General features: G+C 55.0%; 15 protein-coding genes and 1 pseudogene. 1 reads left to right on the top strand and 15 read right to left on the bottom strand.

What is annotated here, in order from left to right:
* Positions 1 to 2: 2 nt before the first annotated feature.
* From AYM40_RS20915 to AYM40_RS20865, 10 genes and pseudogenes are all read right to left on the bottom strand, one after another.
* Complete coding sequence (locus AYM40_RS20915; RefSeq protein ID WP_063498214.1) at positions 3 to 434, bottom strand: hypothetical protein; 432 nt, start codon at positions 432 to 434, stop codon at positions 3 to 5.
* 1,302 nt (positions 435 to 1,736) lie between these two features.
* Positions 1,737 to 2,192 (bottom strand): hypothetical protein, encoded by a 456-nt coding sequence (locus AYM40_RS20905; protein ID WP_063498212.1) that lies wholly within the window; start codon positions 2,190 to 2,192, stop codon positions 1,737 to 1,739.
* 146 nt (positions 2,193 to 2,338) lie between these two features.
* Positions 2,339 to 3,139: a hypothetical protein gene (locus AYM40_RS20900; RefSeq protein WP_063498211.1), complete on the bottom strand. Its 801-nt coding sequence runs from the start codon at positions 3,137 to 3,139 to the stop codon at positions 2,339 to 2,341.
* An 849-nt stretch (positions 3,140 to 3,988) separates the two neighbouring features.
* Positions 3,989 to 4,201, bottom strand: a complete 213-nt coding sequence (locus AYM40_RS43485) for a BPSL0761 family protein (protein ID WP_063498209.1) — start codon at positions 4,199 to 4,201, stop codon at positions 3,989 to 3,991.
* Positions 4,202 to 4,306: 105 nt separating this feature from the next.
* A complete protein-coding gene (locus AYM40_RS20885; protein ID WP_063498208.1) occupies positions 4,307 to 4,657 on the bottom strand; it encodes a hypothetical protein in 351 nt (116 codons plus the stop codon).
* A gap of 30 nt (positions 4,658 to 4,687) precedes the next feature.
* The gene (locus tag AYM40_RS20880) at positions 4,688 to 5,473 is read right to left on the bottom strand and encodes a metallophosphoesterase (protein WP_063500588.1); all 786 of its coding nucleotides are present in this window, start codon (positions 5,471 to 5,473) and stop codon (positions 4,688 to 4,690) included.
* Positions 5,474 to 5,568: 95 nt separating this feature from the next.
* On the bottom strand, positions 5,569 to 5,889 hold the full coding sequence (locus AYM40_RS20875; protein ID WP_148662259.1) for a hypothetical protein: 321 nt from the start codon (positions 5,887 to 5,889) through the stop codon (positions 5,569 to 5,571).
* A gap of 37 nt (positions 5,890 to 5,926) precedes the next feature.
* On the bottom strand, positions 5,927 to 6,430 hold the full coding sequence (locus AYM40_RS42565; RefSeq protein ID WP_063498206.1) for a hypothetical protein: 504 nt from the start codon (positions 6,428 to 6,430) through the stop codon (positions 5,927 to 5,929).
* 396 nt (positions 6,431 to 6,826) lie between these two features.
* Positions 6,827 to 7,237, bottom strand: a pseudogene (locus tag AYM40_RS43730) (TniQ family protein); the annotation flags it as partial.
* A gap of 79 nt (positions 7,238 to 7,316) precedes the next feature.
* Complete coding sequence (locus AYM40_RS20865) at positions 7,317 to 8,063, bottom strand: metallophosphoesterase family protein (RefSeq protein ID WP_063498205.1); 747 nt, start codon at positions 8,061 to 8,063, stop codon at positions 7,317 to 7,319.
* A 1,108-nt stretch (positions 8,064 to 9,171) separates the two neighbouring features.
* On the opposite strand from AYM40_RS20865, the gene AYM40_RS20860 reads away from it, so the two are divergent.
* The gene (locus tag AYM40_RS20860; RefSeq protein ID WP_063498204.1) at positions 9,172 to 9,576 is read left to right on the top strand and encodes a DUF6471 domain-containing protein; all 405 of its coding nucleotides are present in this window, start codon (positions 9,172 to 9,174) and stop codon (positions 9,574 to 9,576) included.
* 629 nt (positions 9,577 to 10,205) lie between these two features.
* On the opposite strand, the gene AYM40_RS38740 is transcribed toward AYM40_RS20860, so the two are convergent.
* The 5 genes from AYM40_RS38740 to AYM40_RS20835 form a co-directional block, all read right to left on the bottom strand.
* Positions 10,206 to 11,504 carry a TniQ family protein gene (locus AYM40_RS38740; RefSeq protein WP_158515296.1) on the bottom strand — a complete coding sequence of 433 codons (1,299 nt, stop codon included), beginning with the start codon at positions 11,502 to 11,504 and terminating at the stop codon, positions 10,206 to 10,208.
* A gap of 179 nt (positions 11,505 to 11,683) precedes the next feature.
* Positions 11,684 to 12,913, bottom strand: a complete 1,230-nt coding sequence (locus AYM40_RS20850) for a hypothetical protein (protein ID WP_148662257.1) — start codon at positions 12,911 to 12,913, stop codon at positions 11,684 to 11,686.
* Positions 12,914 to 12,926: 13 nt separating this feature from the next.
* A complete protein-coding gene (locus tag AYM40_RS20845) occupies positions 12,927 to 15,725 on the bottom strand; it encodes a Mu transposase C-terminal domain-containing protein (RefSeq protein ID WP_063498201.1) in 2,799 nt (932 codons plus the stop codon).
* Positions 15,722 to 16,171, bottom strand: a complete 450-nt coding sequence (locus tag AYM40_RS40435) for a hypothetical protein (protein WP_158515295.1) — start codon at positions 16,169 to 16,171, stop codon at positions 15,722 to 15,724. The genes AYM40_RS20845 and AYM40_RS40435 overlap by 4 nt, the downstream gene beginning before the upstream one ends.
* The gene (locus tag AYM40_RS20835) at positions 16,146 to 16,532 is read right to left on the bottom strand and encodes a hypothetical protein (RefSeq protein ID WP_063498199.1); all 387 of its coding nucleotides are present in this window, start codon (positions 16,530 to 16,532) and stop codon (positions 16,146 to 16,148) included. Before AYM40_RS20835 ends, AYM40_RS40435 begins: the two co-directional genes overlap by 26 nt.
* Positions 16,533 to 16,568: the final 36 nt, after the last annotated feature.

Below are 16,568 nucleotides of genomic sequence, written 5' to 3'. Positions count from 1 at the left end.
AACTAGTCCTTGTTAAGCTTGAACTCTTTGTCAGCGACAGCGTGTATTTTGTCCACCGCCCTCGTTCGAAGCCGCATGAACTTGCTCCCGTGACTATCCGTCTTAAACTCCAGCACATACGGCGACGCAACATCACCGACGATTCTTAGCAACGTATCGCCGTCCTGTGTCGTCACCGACCAAGCCTGCTGAGTTGTCTGCAAGTGACCGTTGAGGCATCGCTTGATTGTAAGCTGATGGGTTTTCGAGAAGGTGTATGTCTCGCCGCTAGCGCATTCGTCGCCAGTGCCCATTGAAAGCACAATGCGCTGGAAGACCCATTCGCGCGACGATCCGCCTGATAATAACGATGCTGGGTCGGCATCATCGGCAATCGCGTTGGTCGCCAACACGACTGACACGATGGCCGCCAGTACTCGGAAAAAATGTGACATCGCGGACGTCCTTGTCAGATTGCAAACGGTCGAAACGGAAGCACATGAAGCTGGCGCTCTGACTGGGGTCGGAGACGGAACTGCACAATCAAGATACTAGAAATGCTGTCCGAGAACCAAAGCCTCCGAGGTAAACGGCGGCGCGCCTTTCGTGGCTGCAGCAGCGTACGGGCGAACGGACCGCACCATCTTTCGTCTTACATTTAGGGCGCGAACATTTTCTACGGTCCCGAATCACTTGCAGAGGAACTATCGAAAAGAATCCACGGCGACCACGACAGTTGTGATGGTTGTCGTGATGCAACGCACAAATACAGCGAAAAACAAGATTCGCCGACCGGATGCCGGGAAACCCTCCCCCATTCAAGGCATCCCTTTCGCGCACGTCAGCATCCCTCAAAGCCGTGCCCGCACGCGCTTTCAGACAAAGTCCCAGGTCGCATCGGTTTTCGCACAAATTTAATGTCCGATCTCGACAAACCGCCAAACTTCCGCCATCCGTCGTGGCTCATCTTGTACGCGTTCAGCAAAATTTACAGTGGGAATGCGCCAAAATCCAGGGTGACAGCGTCAAACTTTGGGACAGCAGGCCTTACATCACCATCGCTCTGTTAGGCATTTGCAATACTCAAGTTATTGTGGCCGCTTGTGTCTCGGCGTGCTGGGCCGGATTTCTCTCGCGCTGAACTCCCCAAGTATTTCATCGATAAGGCGGACCTCGTAGTTTGCAAATGCCCCAGACTTGACGTTTGAAATGCCAGCATATCCGAGGATTCGCCTACCGCTACTATTACCACCGGGGTACATTTCTACAGTTACGCGACGCATCTTCATCTCCATGAAACACTTTTCTACCGGTGCGGTTCCTAGCCACTACGTCTAAAGGACGACGACGATGTGATCTGAATGGCTTGTCATTGGCGTCCTTCCCTCGAGACGGACGCATTATCAGAGAGCATTCAGACTGCGAGAAAAATATCTATTTTTGCGGCAAGCGAAAATTGCCGAACTCCTCTCCGATGAGAACGACCCGCACTTCTTCTGTTGTAGCTTCGGCTGGTGCCTCGGGATCAGGGCCCCAGGATAAAAGGTCTCGTACTGCCTGCCCTGGCGGAGTCCAGTTTCGCGCGTCCAAGCGTGCTCTTCGACAATCACGTCGCCGACCGGGCCGCCGTCAGATGGGTCGGCGTACGGCGGAAATACCAGAACAATCGCCTCTGGATCTGCGCCGCTCAGAAGCGCGATTAGTTCATGAACTTTCATCGAATTTCCCCGCGTGATGATTGTCAACGGAGTCCACCTCTAGCGCACCATGAACGCGAGCAACCTAAGAAGCACGTCGAGCACGCCGTCAGCTGGCTCAATTTTCACTGTTTCCAAATCAATCCGTGGCTGATTTTCCATCAGCAGGCTTCCATGAGCTATGTCTGCCTCTCTCATCAGGTCCAGACGTGCAATCACATGGCCTGCTGCAACACCATCGGACTCGGGTTCCTCGACGAATACGGTCATAGAGTCGCTGACACGCGCGAAGGGATGTAATAAGTCACAGGCCATGCGACGGCAATCTAGATTGAGGACCACTGCAAGCAGACATCGTTGTGCCCTGTCATGCTCGATTGGTATGCTCGGTTCATCATCCGCGTTGCCGCTAATCTCGGCGATGAGCGGAAGGGGTGCACCATGTTGCAGATACTCGCCGTCATAAGCCCGTACCCGCCAGCTTAGCGGTCTGACGCCCCTAGCTGTTCTGCTCATGCTCAATCTCCTGCTCACCAATGTAGCAAGCGATTCGGCCACGATGTCGGAGGCCACACCATAGCGCCCGTGATCGGCGCTTGTGCCGCAATGATTAGGCAAGTGTTTCGCCATGAGAGGGTCGTCATAATGGTGCAGGCTTGACGCTATCTCAGACCGAGGCTTTCCTCGTGCGCTCTCGCTGCTGTGATGGTTCGAAGCACGGTATCGACGATGCCACCGTTGCCATCTACCGGAATTGCATCTAGTTCGTACCCCGGCGCCTCGCCACAAACAACGAATGCATGCACCATGTCGTCGTCAACTCTGATCTCAACACGCGCTTCCACTGTGGCCTTACCTTGCCCGGCAGGATGCAGGGTGACGAAGACCGAGGCCACGTCCGCATGAACATATGGCCCGGGCGGATAGATGTACCCTCCTGACAGAATAGCTCCTGCTGCGCGCTTCCAGAGATTCACCCTGGGATCCCCCTCATCCACAGCTTTGACTATAGGTTCGACGTCGAACGGCTCCGCAAGGTGACAGCCTGTGTATATCGTGACCGAGGTCCGCCACCATTCTGCGGCATAAGCGCGTGCCATGCGACGCAACAATCGATAGCTCCGATCGTCCTGCAGCGCAACCATTGGCGAAATCCCTCCGAGATTTGCGTGTCGCGATTTGAGATAACTCAATCGGCAGGACTCCGGCGCAGGACCGAGAACGCGGCAAATTGAATACAGCTTTTTGCGGTCGATGCTTGGTGTCGCCAGAAGCGATGGAAAATATTCGACCTTATCGACCTCGATTGCGAAGACACTGCCGCTCGCAACCATGCCCTTAAGTCGGCTAATGCTAAGCCGCAGTCGCTTACGAAATTCGTCTTCGCGCAAGAGCTCTCCATTCCGTACCATCTCGTGCCGCGCAGCGAGCGCCTCTCTGGCGATTTTTTGGCGCAATGTCACGTCTATCTCCTGCGATTCCAATGTCGCTGTGCGGTAGAAACGAACGCCCGACAAATGTCGTCGGATGATCAAGCGTCGAGGGCACGGTCAGAAATTGCTCGCGTCGGTCTCAGGCAAACAATGGTTCTCGTTGTTAGGCGCTTTCGTCGAATAATGCCTCGTTCGCAATGTCGTCGCCGTCCCGGTTCGCAATGCAGTCGCTTCACGTTTCGTCGCTTTCATCCATCCGTCGTATGCCGTTAAGCGCGCGGTGAGCGGTCTGACTTCGCTGTTCGTTCGCCTCATGCCCGACCGCCTGCGTACCGCTCGTATTAGGCGACCCGGCCATGACGGTGACGCCGGTTCCTTAAAATAACTCAGCAAATGAGAATTCGTTGCGATCGCGATTGATTCGAGCATCCCGCTCAAGCCATTCAGCGAGTCGAAACCAGCGGCGTCGACGCCTCCTGCCGGCGAGATTCTTAAAAACGGTCTCTGAAAACGCGCGACGCATCTGTATGCGCCAGAAAAATCTATGGGCCGCACGGAGGCCTATCGCCGGCTCCTGACCTCCACGGCGGCAGCGAGCGACCATGAATCGGTATGTGACGTCCGCCAGAAGACGCGACGATCGGTCAAACGCCAGCTTGACACACAGGAATCGACCACGCCGGTTTTTGGTAAACGTAGGCTCACGACGTTCGATGCGCTGTCGCCGGCATAGTAGTCGACGTACCGGTCTGCGGCATGACCGCTTTACGAGTAGAAGTGTTCGCTTCCCTCTGTTATCTGCGCTGGCATCTCGCTCTTCCGCAGACTCGCCTAACCGTTGCGCGGAAGAGTGATCGGCAGGCTCACGCTTGGACACAATCATTCGTACCACTTTGCGTCGGGATCCGCCCAGATCCCAGAGACCATTGCGGCCGACAAATGGAAATACACAGGCTCGGGGAAATGCCGAAGCAGCGTGCGCGCGCGACCTCGGAAGACCCCCAGGTCCGCATCGTCTGGTGCAGCAGCAAGATCACTCAGGAGCTGGCGCGCGCCTAGCACCGCACGCGTACGTTCGTATGCGGTCGTCATTCCTGCTCCTCGGTAGGATGTTGTTGATGGAGTCTGCGTCTGGATCGTCGTTTACCTAGCGCTATCGTGATTCGTATGCTTTTTCCGGCGATTCACGTTTCGCGACTACACCTGGTCATCATCGTGCTCGGTGAGCGGTAGTCCTTGCCTCCAATCTGGTACGAGTTCGGCAGTGATATCGGTCCAGCTCGTAATCCCCCATACTTTGCTAGCAATACGCCAAACGTACTCGGCGTCGGAACAGTGACCGGCTCTGCCGACCAGTCGATAACTGCTACCACTGGCTGTGATGCCGGTGCGTTTCACTGGGTCGAATGTTTTGACGGGAGTACTGACGCGCCCATCACAGTCGACAACATTAAAGCCAACGAAATGAAGATCGCCCTTGTCGGAGCGGCGAATCTGCCATCGCTCGAGGTACACCTTTTCGGCGTGCGTAGTAACGTATATGGACATGGCTTTTCCTTGACGACCCCAGAACGTGTTTTAGACGTCGACGGTCAGAGCGGGCTGGAACTCAGCGTTCTCATATGGAAGTTCGGGATACTTCCGGTTGCGGCCCGGCCTGCCTCTTGGATTGCAGATGACCCTGCATTTGCCAATTCTGTAGTCGCACGACCAATGGGCGTGTCCATGAATCCACAAATCCGCGCGCTCCACGAGCAATTCGAGATTGGAGGCGTACGCCGGCGCCAGCGCATGCTGCTGGTGGGCGTGCGGAATTGACCTCGGGCTCGGTATGTGGTGAGTCACTACGATGGTTTTCCCAAGAAACGGTACATCCAGCTGCTCGCGCAACCACAGCAGCGTTTCGCGCTGATGCATTCGTGCGTCCTCGGGCTGAAACATCCGGCCGTCCCCACTGCGTCGAACGAGCTTGTGTTCAATCATCCCGTGTCGCGCGATTTCCAGTGAATCGTTGAAATGCAAAGGGAACTGTAGATAATCCGTCCACATGCACGCCCCCAGAAATCGGATTTCGCCAAAAGTGAATTGGTCGTTTTGGAGGAACCTCACCGCTGTGCCGACCGCCCGATCTTCGAGATCGGATATCAATGCTGGATAACGGTTGTTCAGTGGTTCATGATTTCCGTGAACATAGACGACCGGAACTGGATAGTCGGAGTAGATATCGATGGCGTTTGTGCCTTCATGAATGTCTCCCGCTAAAACCAATGCATCGGCTCCTGGCGCAAGAGGTAGCGGACATGCCAGCTCGTGGCAATGTTGCGACATCTCGTGATGAAGGTCAGAAGCGATCTGTATTTTCATGGCCATCCCTTCCGATTGTCACCAAAGACATGACAGAGAGCCAAGCAAGCTGTGGCCTTACTGCGGCGTATCGCTCTCGCACGAGCGCTTCCCTTTCATGTCGCCGCCTCGCTACGCGTCCCGGACGTTTGACGATCCGGCGGCGGCGCGTTCTTGCGTTTTGACCGTGGCTTAGATATCTGGGTAGGTATTAACTCTGAAAGCATCGCAGAAAGGGTTTCGTCCTCGAATGCGGCGACCAGATCAATTGCGATATCGGCGACAGCCTGCCACCAGGCATGCCGCAGCCTGATGACGTCTGCAAGAAGTACCGTGAGATCGCCTTCCTCTCCGCGCACAGCCGCGAGCTCACCAGTCTCAATCAACTGCTCAATCGCGGCGCGATCTTTACCGAGTAACTTCGCGGCAACTTCCAATCGGACTTCCCGTTGGTCGACTCCAAGACCCCTTGGCTTACCACGGCTCATTTAAACCTCCATTCGCTCCGTTTCCAATCGATGCTTCTCCAATGGAGAACGCTTCGGCCATAAGCTCCCTGATGACCGACCGCTTCCACGGATTCAGTCCGACGCCGGGATCATCAAGCTCCTGCATGATCTCTTTCCATGTGGGCTCGGTATCTTCCACCTGACACTTCTGGATGACCGTGCGCGCCTGTTCAATGAACCTCGCCTTTTTTTCGATGGAACGTTGAGCGGAATACTTCGCGTGCTTCCGTGCAACCTCCTTCGCTAATTCGCCACTCCTGCGCCAGAGTGTCGGCGGGTCAATATTGAGCCGGGTAGCAATCTGCCGCACCGAAAAATCTCCGTTTCCGGCAATTGCGAGTCGTAGCTCATTGTCGACGAGCTCCTGCTCATAATCCGCCCGGGAACGTGCTCGTCGAAGTGCAAATTCCACTTCCTGATGGCGGGGCGACATATCGGTGAACTCCTGCGTCACGAATATCTGGCGCATCGAGGCTCCGGTCAGATAGCTCGCTCGCAGGTGCACGTGCAACGGAGTCGGAAGCTCGCCAGAGCAATATGCATTGAGTTGAGAAGGTACTGTACCGAGGCGTCTCGCCATGGCGCTTCCGTTCCCCGAGAAAAATACGTCACGCAGGCCTGACAAAGAAGTGTCCGATGGCAGTATTTCCTCACCCTTTGCAAGTCTCTGCGGCAGTAGGAGTAGCTCTTCGCACGCAACCGCACAAAATGTGTTGAACTCGTCTACAGGCATTTCGTCGATGTCACGCTCGCGGCGTCCCAGCCACGCGCCGCAGTGGCGGCAGCAAGCGACGCGTGCGTTAGCGACGAGCGAAGTCTGTCCGCCTTTGCCGCAACGATGACAGGTGTCAGCTAGCGATCGGCTATGCAAAGGGCAGATCTCTACCTCTGCGACTCGCCAGACAAGCGGTTCATAGACCTCTCGACGGTCCGCCATCTCCTCAAGGCACTCTGGACACCAACGGCGCCCTAGAGTGACCAGACGCCTCGCAGCTAACGCCCCTTGAAATGGAAGGAGTGAACAACATCTCAGGTTCTCCAGTCTCGTCACGGTCGCAAGTGCTGCGGTCCATTCCGTAGCAGTTCGCCCAATGGACTCGATGGCGAGCCTGGCCGGGAGCGTTATGCGCCGGGTGGAATTCTCGCGCCCATCGAACAGGGGATAAAGTCCGTCGCGGTACACGCTTATAAATGGCAGGCACAATTCTTCAGCAAGGCGCGCGGCGAGACTGGAGAGTTGTTCGATTCGACCCGTACCGGCGCCACGAACTCTCATTAGGGTTGCAGATGATTGAAGCTCACGAATGCCTGGAGTGGCAGTAGCATGGACAGCTCGAATGCGCGTGGCGGGCATATCAGATCTCCACAACGAAGTCGGATACGAAATCCGGATTGGGTCTCGCCGTGGAGCCCGCAGCGTTACACACTACTCGACAGCGCTTGAACTTGAAGTCGACAAAAGAATGGACATGCCCATGCACCCAAAGACTTACATGTCGCATAGTGGCCGACAGGTCGCTGGCGAATGACGCGCTGCTCCAGGTAACTCCGTACGCGGGATTCAGTGAGCGCCGGTGTGGCGCGTGGTGTGAGACAACAACGTTCACTCCGTTAAATGGTTCGCGCAAGGTGTTCTGCAGCCATTCGAGCGAACTGCGATGCTCTACTCGTAGGTCTTCGGGAGTAACCGATCGCCCGTCTGCGCGCATCAGACATCGAAAATCGGCACCGAGCTCGCGGTTAAGCACAATTACGTCCTCGACGTTGCCTACCAATTCGAAGTCAGTCCAAAGACAGCAACCGACTATCCTGATTTTCGGATAGAAGACGACTCTTCTTTCGAGCATGCGAACGCGTCCAGTCTCCATCCGAATGGCAGCAGTCGAGATCGCGCGTTCATATGGCCGAAAGTACGTATCGTGATTGCCACGAACATACAGCACGTCGTAGGGCCATTCGCCGTACCTGTCAGCGACCTTTTCGACGAAATCGATATCCCCGGCAAGGATTAGCACATCCGCGTCGACGGGCGTGACCCTTGGGTCCGGTCCGGCATCGCGGCTTGAATGTTGATGCAGATCCGAAACGATATGCAGACGCACTCGGCCCTCCTTCGTTCTAACCTACACGCGATGTGGTGACTGAGCACCGTCTTCATTTACCAAAAGCGCCAAGCGCTCGTGGGTATACCTTACTTTTAAACACGTCACTTTCAACCAGGGTATACCTACCTTACTTTTAAACACGTCAGCATACGAGGACGTATCATGCATGATCAGATATCGATGTGGGGATAGAGAGATGCAAATCGCGAGGGGAATCGCTACATTCGATAGGCCGACTCTCGACGAACGGGAGATATGTTGAGCGACACGCCATACGATCGTCGGCTACCGCATAACCTGTATGTCATCCGGATCACTATCGCGGGAGGCGTGGCCAACTATCCAGAGTCCGGCTTCGAACACTCGATAGCAGACCGCAATGCGAAACCCATATTTGTCGTGTGCGCGTGCTTCGCAATGACGCCCACGGTGAGGACTCGCTGTCTCTCGACGGAAACGGCGTAAGTGGACATCTTGTCAGGAAGCACGATCTGCTACCGGGCCGCCCTTAGCGACCGGGTGCAATCAAGCGACCCATTGCCGTGCAACGCCGAGGATTTCCGTACGCCGCGATGTTTTGCCGCGCCCAGCTTCAACACGTTGAGACTGTGCGACATGGCGTAGGGTCGCTGCCCGTGACGCTGACGCAACTTTTGCGTTGAGTACCATGCGTTAAAGCGTCGCGTCGAGCACCAGCGCCCGCCCATACGAATTGACAAGTTTGCGGTGAAAACTCAAATGCGGCTTGAAATCCAGGAAATTCATTGTTATCAATTACGTATCGCTGCACCGACGAGAATAAATTAGGGATACATCACGGGTCGATTGTCAAGGTTTCTGGTTTTATTGAGCAATGGCTCGACCGACCCAAGCCCCTTCAATTTCGATATTTTTCAATGGCTTATGGCTCAAACTACGCCTGAATCCGCAAGTCATATTGTTACCAAGTTCGAGCAAATGAGATCAGCGATTATCGTTATAAATCAAATTCCCCGTTCGATAGGCACGCAAGACGGCAGTGTTCGTGGCACGATGCCTTAACTTAGAGGTTATCAATCGCGTTGGGGATTCAGGCATTACTGTCGATTGCTGGTGGAGCTTAAGTATGAACTTATATGAAACCGCGAGAGAACTGCTCCGCACGGAAATGGCTGCGCAACGGATCGGCGTCCCGGAGCTTGCCGCCCGGCTTCAGGAAATGGGGGCACCAGAAGCGGTAAAGTCACTGTCCGTCAAAATAAGCCGTGGCAGGTTCCAGTTCTCATTTGTCATCCAGTGCCTCGCGGCCATGGGAGTCGAGACGGTTACGCTCCAGCTTCCGAAGCGAGTGGACATCATGCGTTCCAACGGTTCGACATCTACCAGGCGCCGCCCCACCGCGATGAAAGAAGCGCGAGAGCGGGAAAGAATAGGTAAAAAAAAATCCAGTGCGCATGAATCCCGGAGAACTTCGTCTGACGATGGACCTACAGTCGAAAGCGAACAGGAGTCGACGACAGTTGGCAGTTAGGTTTCTGAACGACTGTAAGGCCGATAATCATGCGCAGGTAGACCTCATTCGCAAAGCGAAGCGGCGTGGCGCCATACGCGACGAACTCGCGGTGTCACGGTCCCGCTACGGCAGACCGCGTGGGAAAAAAATTTCTCCACGTTCGGCGGCAGCAATTCGATCCTCCTTGAGAACTCTGTTGGACAGCTCGTAACGATAAGGCTTGCAAGCCGGTAGCCCTGCCCTTTACGCATCAGATGAGCTGGCCACATATCAATGCGTTGCTAGAAGCGCCGACGGTGCCAGCGCCACGTCGCGCGTAGCTCCCCACCCTCAGCTATAGAGGCCCACAGGCGACCTCCCAGTTTCTCCGCACGTAGAAGTATGCGTTTTCGTTCGTCGTAGGATCGGACGCGCGAGGTGCAGCAGGTCGAGGGAAGCATGCTCGTAGGAGCCTTAAGCGCATGTGACCAGTCACGACGAGCAGTGGCGCAACGTCGCTAAATACCAACATCCACAGATAGTTGTTTACCCGTAAACAACACTGACATTGTTACATAATTTGACACTAATCAGTCAAAAATCTGGAAACATATAGCGGTATCCCGTTCAATTTGACAACTTTTCCTTGTCAAAATAGACGAAGCCCATCACTCGCGCGCCTCCCGGAAACCGTCGGCATTGACAAGCTTTCTTTTTTTCACCTCCGATTCGTACGTCTCCTTGTAAAAATCGAACCAGCAAAATTTGCGATCTATGCGCGCTTTCACGCGGGACGGCGTTGGAAATTTCCCGGCCGCGAGGAGGTCGTCGACTGCGCGGACCAGATCCTCCTGAAATTTGGCGCGTCTCGCCTCTGCCCGCGCGCTGACGCTTAGACGAAACCTCTTGGATACTTCCGCAGCCAACTCAGGTTCAAAGCGCTGAAGGCAAGAATAATGGGTGCCGAGGCTCATCGCGAGGCGGTTCAAAGAAACTGCAGCTTCTGCGTCTAGCGCACCTCGCAGCGCCGTGCTAACGATAGTCGCAGTTAGGTCTCCTTTGGGACGCCCCCCTCGGGTCGATAACCTGGACGTATCACGAAACCATGGATGATCGCCGAGGTCGGGGGGCAGCGAGTGGCATGGCAGAAGATCAAGGAGGCTGACACCAGCAATCTCTGATATCAACTCCCAATCCCGAATCCGTGGCAAATCCTCGCAAATCGTATACTGACGCGCCTTTACGGGAGAAATTCCGAGACCTCTTGCTAACGATGCCATGTTGCCATTGAGTCGTTCATCGACAACTTCCTTCATGAAACCTCTGACCGACGTGATCACTTCCTCCCCGTCCAAAGCAAGCGAGAGCAGCTCCGCGACGGTCACACTAGTCAAAAGCTCTTGCAGCCCACCTTCTCCAGAATTTCCAAGTGAAACTGCATCGCCTAACCACCGACCACACTTGTAACAGCAACCATTCCGGCCACCTGCAAAGAAAACCCTCAGCTTTTTGCACCCACAATGTCTGCAGAAATCCAGCAACGGAATCCGGTGCTTTATGCACACGGTGTACGATCTCAGTCGCCACGCTAGTGGCGTATAAACTCGCTCGGCCCGATCCACAGCTTCCTCAAGACAATGAGGACAAAATGCAGCGTCCCGCCGTATCTCTGACCACAAGCTACATATCGTCGATAGCCGTAAAAGAGTTAAGCTATTCAGGTCGGTCCGCCCGGTCAACTTTTCAAGCGCAGCAACCCATTTTGCCCCGCTTTTTTTCCCAAGATCAATGCTCCTCCAGATGTTGCAATTCCGATCATTCGGTCCGCCGACTAATGGAACCATCACCTTCAGAATGAGATCCGTCGTCGAGATGCCCAGATTCTCGGCAAGACGATTAACGTAGCTTGTTAAGCCTTCTTGTTCCCATGTGCCGTTCATCATCGGCTCGAGATTTGGCAGTCTCAATCTATCCTCCTGTGCCTCGAATGCGATATACGAATAAATGGGGGTGCCGGCAGGAAGCTTGTCTGCGAAGTAGCGCATAAGACCGAATTGAACGATGTATGGCGATGCAACGATCGTCCGCCCATCAGCCACCGACGGCAAATGGACGGACGACTCACACTCAATTCAAGTTCACCCCATCAAGCCGCTTTCCGGTCCTCACCCGGCAAACCATTGACCGGTGCGCGTTTGGGCTCCTCGGGTCGCGCTGTACCCTTGTTCCCGCGACCGCTAGTAATCGGCACGACCTCTTCGGGGGCGGTATCAAGCGGGTCGATGTCAACGGTTTTCTCGTAACTCTTCGCGTGGAAGGCTGTCGTCCGCATATTCAGATAACCAGCCGACGCCCAATAGTCTGCGCGGCGCTCCGGATCTTTTGCGGCCGCGAACATTGCATGCTCAATCGTCATCTGATGGCGCAGGGAATCGTGAGCACGTTTAATACCGGCCTCAAGTAACGGCCAGTCGAGGGGTGCACCTTCACGACGCAACGAACGCGACACCATTCGCAAAATAACTTTCGTCGCAAGGCCTACGGTCCCCCACACGTGTTGCATGATGAACATGGCATGTTTGACATCCATGATGTCCGATTTGATGTAAGCGGGACCAAGCTCCTTCGCAAGCGCATTCAACACACCCGCGAACTGTTCTCGGTGACATTTCACCTTATAGTCCAGCGGGTGCATCCAGATGGGTTGGATACGTGCAGTCAACTGGGCGTTCTGCCACAGAAGGGGCGCAACCTCTGGGCCACCACCGATAAACGCAGTCTTACGCGACAGGTCTGCAATCTCCTTGATCGCCATAGCGGCCTCCATAACGGCGTTGGATTTCAGGAGAAGTGGGAGTTCACCAACCTCGTCGAGAAAAGACGCTGCATAACCATCATTCATCCGGTTCACGACCGCGCGCAGCAACGCAGCGTGTGTCGGCGCCCTGCCCGCCCGTGGGATCATCGACCGCTTGACCGCGCCATCTCGAGGATCACCATAGGTGACGAAAGATTCCGGAATCATCGGCAGCATCGCTTCATGCAGACGTCTATACGTCTCGCCCTTGTCGTATTTGCTGCCTACCGACGCGGGCAAGCGAATGTACGCACTCCCGTGGACAGCACGACCTGCCTTGCGCGCAATTTCTGTCAAGATGCGGTCGCAAAACTTCATCATTGCGGTCTTGCCTACATGGGTGGGACCAATCAGAAGGACAAGCTGGCCAGGCTCGTCTGTTGCCACGTGGTCCATCATCTCCTCGTACCAGTCGTTGTATAGTTCATAGAGCAGGGTCCACGACTCCCGGATGTACGTAATATGCTCGCGTTGTTCGGTTGCTAAAAACCGGGTGTCATCCGCCTTCAATTGATTCAAGGTCACCTCCGCATCAGATTCGGTCAGAATACGAGGGGAAATCCGGAATAGTCATCTCCTCCAGCTCCTGCTCGGAGACCACCGGCACTCTGTTTTTTCGAGGAACCTTCGCCTGGTCGTGCGTCGCGTCAGCTTGGGACTGCTGCATGTCGACGGTGTCGCCAGACGGCTGCCCCTTCTCGGGACTGTACGTTTCGCCACGATTCTCCAAGGCACGACCGTGTGCCATACGTCCGCGAGCAGTTTCCCGCGCCGCGCTCAAGCTTTTTGCCAGTTCCATACCCTTGGCGATTCGCGTCACCGACTTGTTCTGACCTTCCCCCTTCAGGTAGCTCTCGTAGTCGACCCGTTCGAGATCAGTAAACTGCGAAAGAAGCTCGTAACATTCTGCCCGGCACTCGACCCATTTCTTCTTCGCCCACACGAGTACTCTTCCAAGGTTGTCAGGGTCGTAGTGGACCAGGACCTTCGAAGCGATAATCTCAGCATTTACAAGATCCCGCGAAAAGTATTCGAGCGTTCGGGCCTGTACGGACCCCTGCCAGCTGACAACTCGGTAAGTGCCTTGAACCTCCGGCATGCAGAGAAATCTGAACTCCTCATAATCGCCAATGCGACGAATGTGCGAAGTATCGACCTGTGCTAGCACACGGCGTTCGAACTCGAGAATGGTCTCGCCTCTCGTTCGTGGTGAAGGATGGCGCGGCTCGATCTCATAATATTTCTCGTCGAAAATCTGCCGGATGTCTGAAACGGTGTAGATTGCCGCAGCTGAGGGAACGAAATCTCCCTTCAATACGCGAAAATCGATGTTCGGCTTGGCGTGCCCGTCTAGGTTAGATATGGTTTCGACGTCGTCTTTGCGGTTTCCACTCTCAACTGGCTGGCCGTGACGAGGTCGTCGTGCTGGCCGGTTAAGTTTGATGACCCCGAACCTCGCAATCGTCGCTTCCCACTGTTTTGCGCGAAAATCTAGCCCTCGATCACATACTATGTATTGAGGGAGACGGCCACCCGTTCGCTTGGCCATCTCGAGCAGAAGACGATAAAGGGTTTCATAGGAGGGCGACCCATGGTGCACAATGTGCGCGTGAACTCGGAAGTGACAGGCGTCCCTTAGTACGGTCCTCCATACAGTTACTTTCGACACCTTGCCGGTAACGCAGCAACGAACGTTGACGGACAACGGGGTGTGGTCCACATGACAGACCTCGAACGGAACCCGACCCTTTACCAACTTGTTGCCTTTGTCCTGCGGAACAAAATTCCCCCATTGATACGCAGCGAAGGTGCCGTCCTGCTCCCGAACAACGATTGCCTTATCGAGTTTCCGAATCCGACGCCGGATCGTTTCGGTGCTGACCGGGGGATATCCTTTCGCCTCGCATCTATTGCGATAGGTGTCCGCAACAGACGCCACCGTCGGCGCTCGATTGTTGAGATAGTCTTCCTTCAGACAGTCCGTCCAGACTTCTCGCTCGCCGTCCGTGTGCTCTGCGTGGCATCCACAATTGTCGTAGCTGCGCATGAGAGCCTCAAGCGGCGAGCGACCGGTTATCTCAGCCTGAGCGATTGCGCTCTTGATCCTCTGGATACTTCGTTGCGAGATTGGTTGTCCACGACGTTTTCCATATGGCCAGAGCCACTCGCCATCCGGTCGATAGCGAAGTTCGAGCAACGCGAACGCTTCAGACCGCCGCTTGGCTGTAACGCGCATGACGCCCGGTTCGTCGGGTACGTCATATATCCATGTTCCAGAGTCGCAGTATCTCCGTACGTCAGCAACTGGCAGGTCGAGCATACCCGAGTCACTCCTGACGCAGTAATCACTCTCGCCCGCGTTCACCACTCGCCAGGGCTTCCCGTCCCATGTAAACGACTGATCCTGCACCGGTAGTAACTTCAGTTTGGGAGGGGTCAGCGCGCCATGGGCCTGGCGCTCAAGCTTGTGTGTTACATAGGCTTCTCGATCTGCATACAAAAACGCGATGACCGTATTAGTCAGGTCTGCTTCCGTCAGAGGGAAATACACCTTTCCCTCTGCGATCGCCTGCTTTATCGCACGCGCCGAAAAGCCGTGCTCGATCAGCTTCTTCCGATTACAGACGCCCGTTTCCCGCACAAATTTCGCCACGGCTTCCACTTCATCGTCTTCGCAAGGTTCGTAATCGCTATAGAAACACGACGACAAATAGGACAGGTTGCCCACCATATATTTGCCAAGCTCACGGTCTAGTATCAGTCGATAGCCAATACCGTATCGCGCCACCGCAGATTCAATTGCTGGTGAACGCCACGTGTTGTCCGATTGCTTGACAAACAGACTGTCTTTTTCCAAGTCCGCTTCGCGCCTAACCTCCATGAAGTACAACTTACGCCTTTCAATAACGAGCGCGTGGACAGGATGCGCGACAGTGCCGCGACGTCGACCGTTCACGTCTAGCACGTCGATACCCTTGATCGAAATCCGGTTCCAGAATTCCAGAACATTCGGACTCATCTGCCGGCTGTCAATGTAGAACAGCGCACACAGTTCAGGAAAGATGGATCCGAACTGAAGGTTAAGCCCCATCAACGCGCTGGGGAGTTTTCCAGTCGTGTTACCGATCTCCCTGCTCGATTTCGGCGCCGTATCGGGTTCGCTCTTTCGTATCTGCCGGACAAGCGCCTTCCCGAGCGACGCCACGCCAGCGTTGATCATGATGAATTCCAGTTGCGCATCGGTTAGCATGCCCGGCTTTATGTCGGCCATGATCGACGCTTCGTCGAGATGCTCCTCGTTGTCAACTTTCTCAGCAATGACTGTGCTCAATCGCTCTCTCCTTTTGAAGGACATAGACCGTTCAAGTAAAGCAGTGCAGTCAGATCCGGAAAAATCGAGCCCATCTGATAGTCGAACCCCATTTTCGAACAGGGAAATCGTCCGACCCGGTTGCCGATCTCACTGCGCGACTTCGGCGTCTTTTCTGTATGGTTCTCGCAGACCTGCTGGACAAGCTCCAGCTCGCGTGGCGACAGACCGTTGTCGCAATAGACCTTTCCTTCCGCAATGGCCTTCTTCATCGCACGCGCAGAGACACCGTGCGCTTCAGGTCGACTAAGCGCGCAAGTTCCAACTCCGGGCGCAGGACGTTCGCTCATCATTTGACCCTCGCATTCATGCATATAAATATGATTACTAAATTTTTGATGCAAACGTTCGGATTGAGCTTTCATCATCAATTCCTCGCGGTCAATGCATCCAATGGGGTCCAGCAAGATTCATTTCGGCCGAGATCAACGCCTCAACGGCCGAATCGTCTTCATCGGCTTCACCGGGTAACTGAACGAGCACGGGCGGTTGTACCATGCTACGGCCCAAGTGTTGTCGCGCACGGTAGTACCTCAGTTGCTGTTCGTGAAACATCAATCGAATTACTTCGTCTTCGGAAACGCTGCGCGACCGGTATCGACGCAGGGACACGCCCGGCGCGGTAGGGCGATATAAAAATCGATCGCCGTTCGTGAGCGCCACGATCCACGAAGCGGCGTCCTGGCCAGCCGCAAACTCCTTTCCCCCAGTTCTGAACCCCTCAAACGGTGGAAGTGGCGCACCGTCTATTGCCTGACGCTGTTTCATCGCTTCTCCAAAAGATTTAAACGGGGTCACATAAGT

Source organism: Paraburkholderia phytofirmans OLGA172 (genome assembly GCF_001634365.1).
In the GTDB taxonomy this organism is placed as follows: domain Bacteria; phylum Pseudomonadota; class Gammaproteobacteria; order Burkholderiales; family Burkholderiaceae; genus Paraburkholderia.
Note: the sequence above shows the minus strand (reverse complement) of the source record. Positions and strands in the feature narration are given on the sequence as shown.

What these genes read in the sequence shown, in the direction of transcription:
- AYM40_RS20880 (WP_063500588.1), bottom strand. Translation starts at nt 5,473, where the DNA reads ATGAAAATACAGATCGCTTCTGACCTTCATCACGAGATGTCGCAACAT.
- AYM40_RS20860 (WP_063498204.1), top strand. Translation starts at nt 9,172, where the DNA reads ATGAACTTATATGAAACCGCGAGAGAACTGCTCCGCACGGAAATGGCT.
- AYM40_RS20835 (WP_063498199.1), bottom strand. Translation starts at nt 16,532, where the DNA reads ATGAAACAGCGTCAGGCAATAGACGGTGCGCCACTTCCACCGTTTGAG.
- AYM40_RS20885 (WP_063498208.1), bottom strand. Translation starts at nt 4,657, where the DNA reads ATGTCCATATACGTTACTACGCACGCCGAAAAGGTGTACCTCGAGCGA.
- AYM40_RS42565 (WP_063498206.1), bottom strand. Translation starts at nt 6,430, where the DNA reads ATGCGCCAGATATTCGTGACGCAGGAGTTCACCGATATGTCGCCCCGC.
- AYM40_RS20905 (WP_063498212.1), bottom strand. Translation starts at nt 2,192, where the DNA reads ATGAGCAGAACAGCTAGGGGCGTCAGACCGCTAAGCTGGCGGGTACGG.
- AYM40_RS20915 (WP_063498214.1), bottom strand. Translation starts at nt 434, where the DNA reads ATGTCACATTTTTTCCGAGTACTGGCGGCCATCGTGTCAGTCGTGTTG.
- AYM40_RS43485 (WP_063498209.1), bottom strand. Translation starts at nt 4,201, where the DNA reads ATGACGACCGCATACGAACGTACGCGTGCGGTGCTAGGCGCGCGCCAG.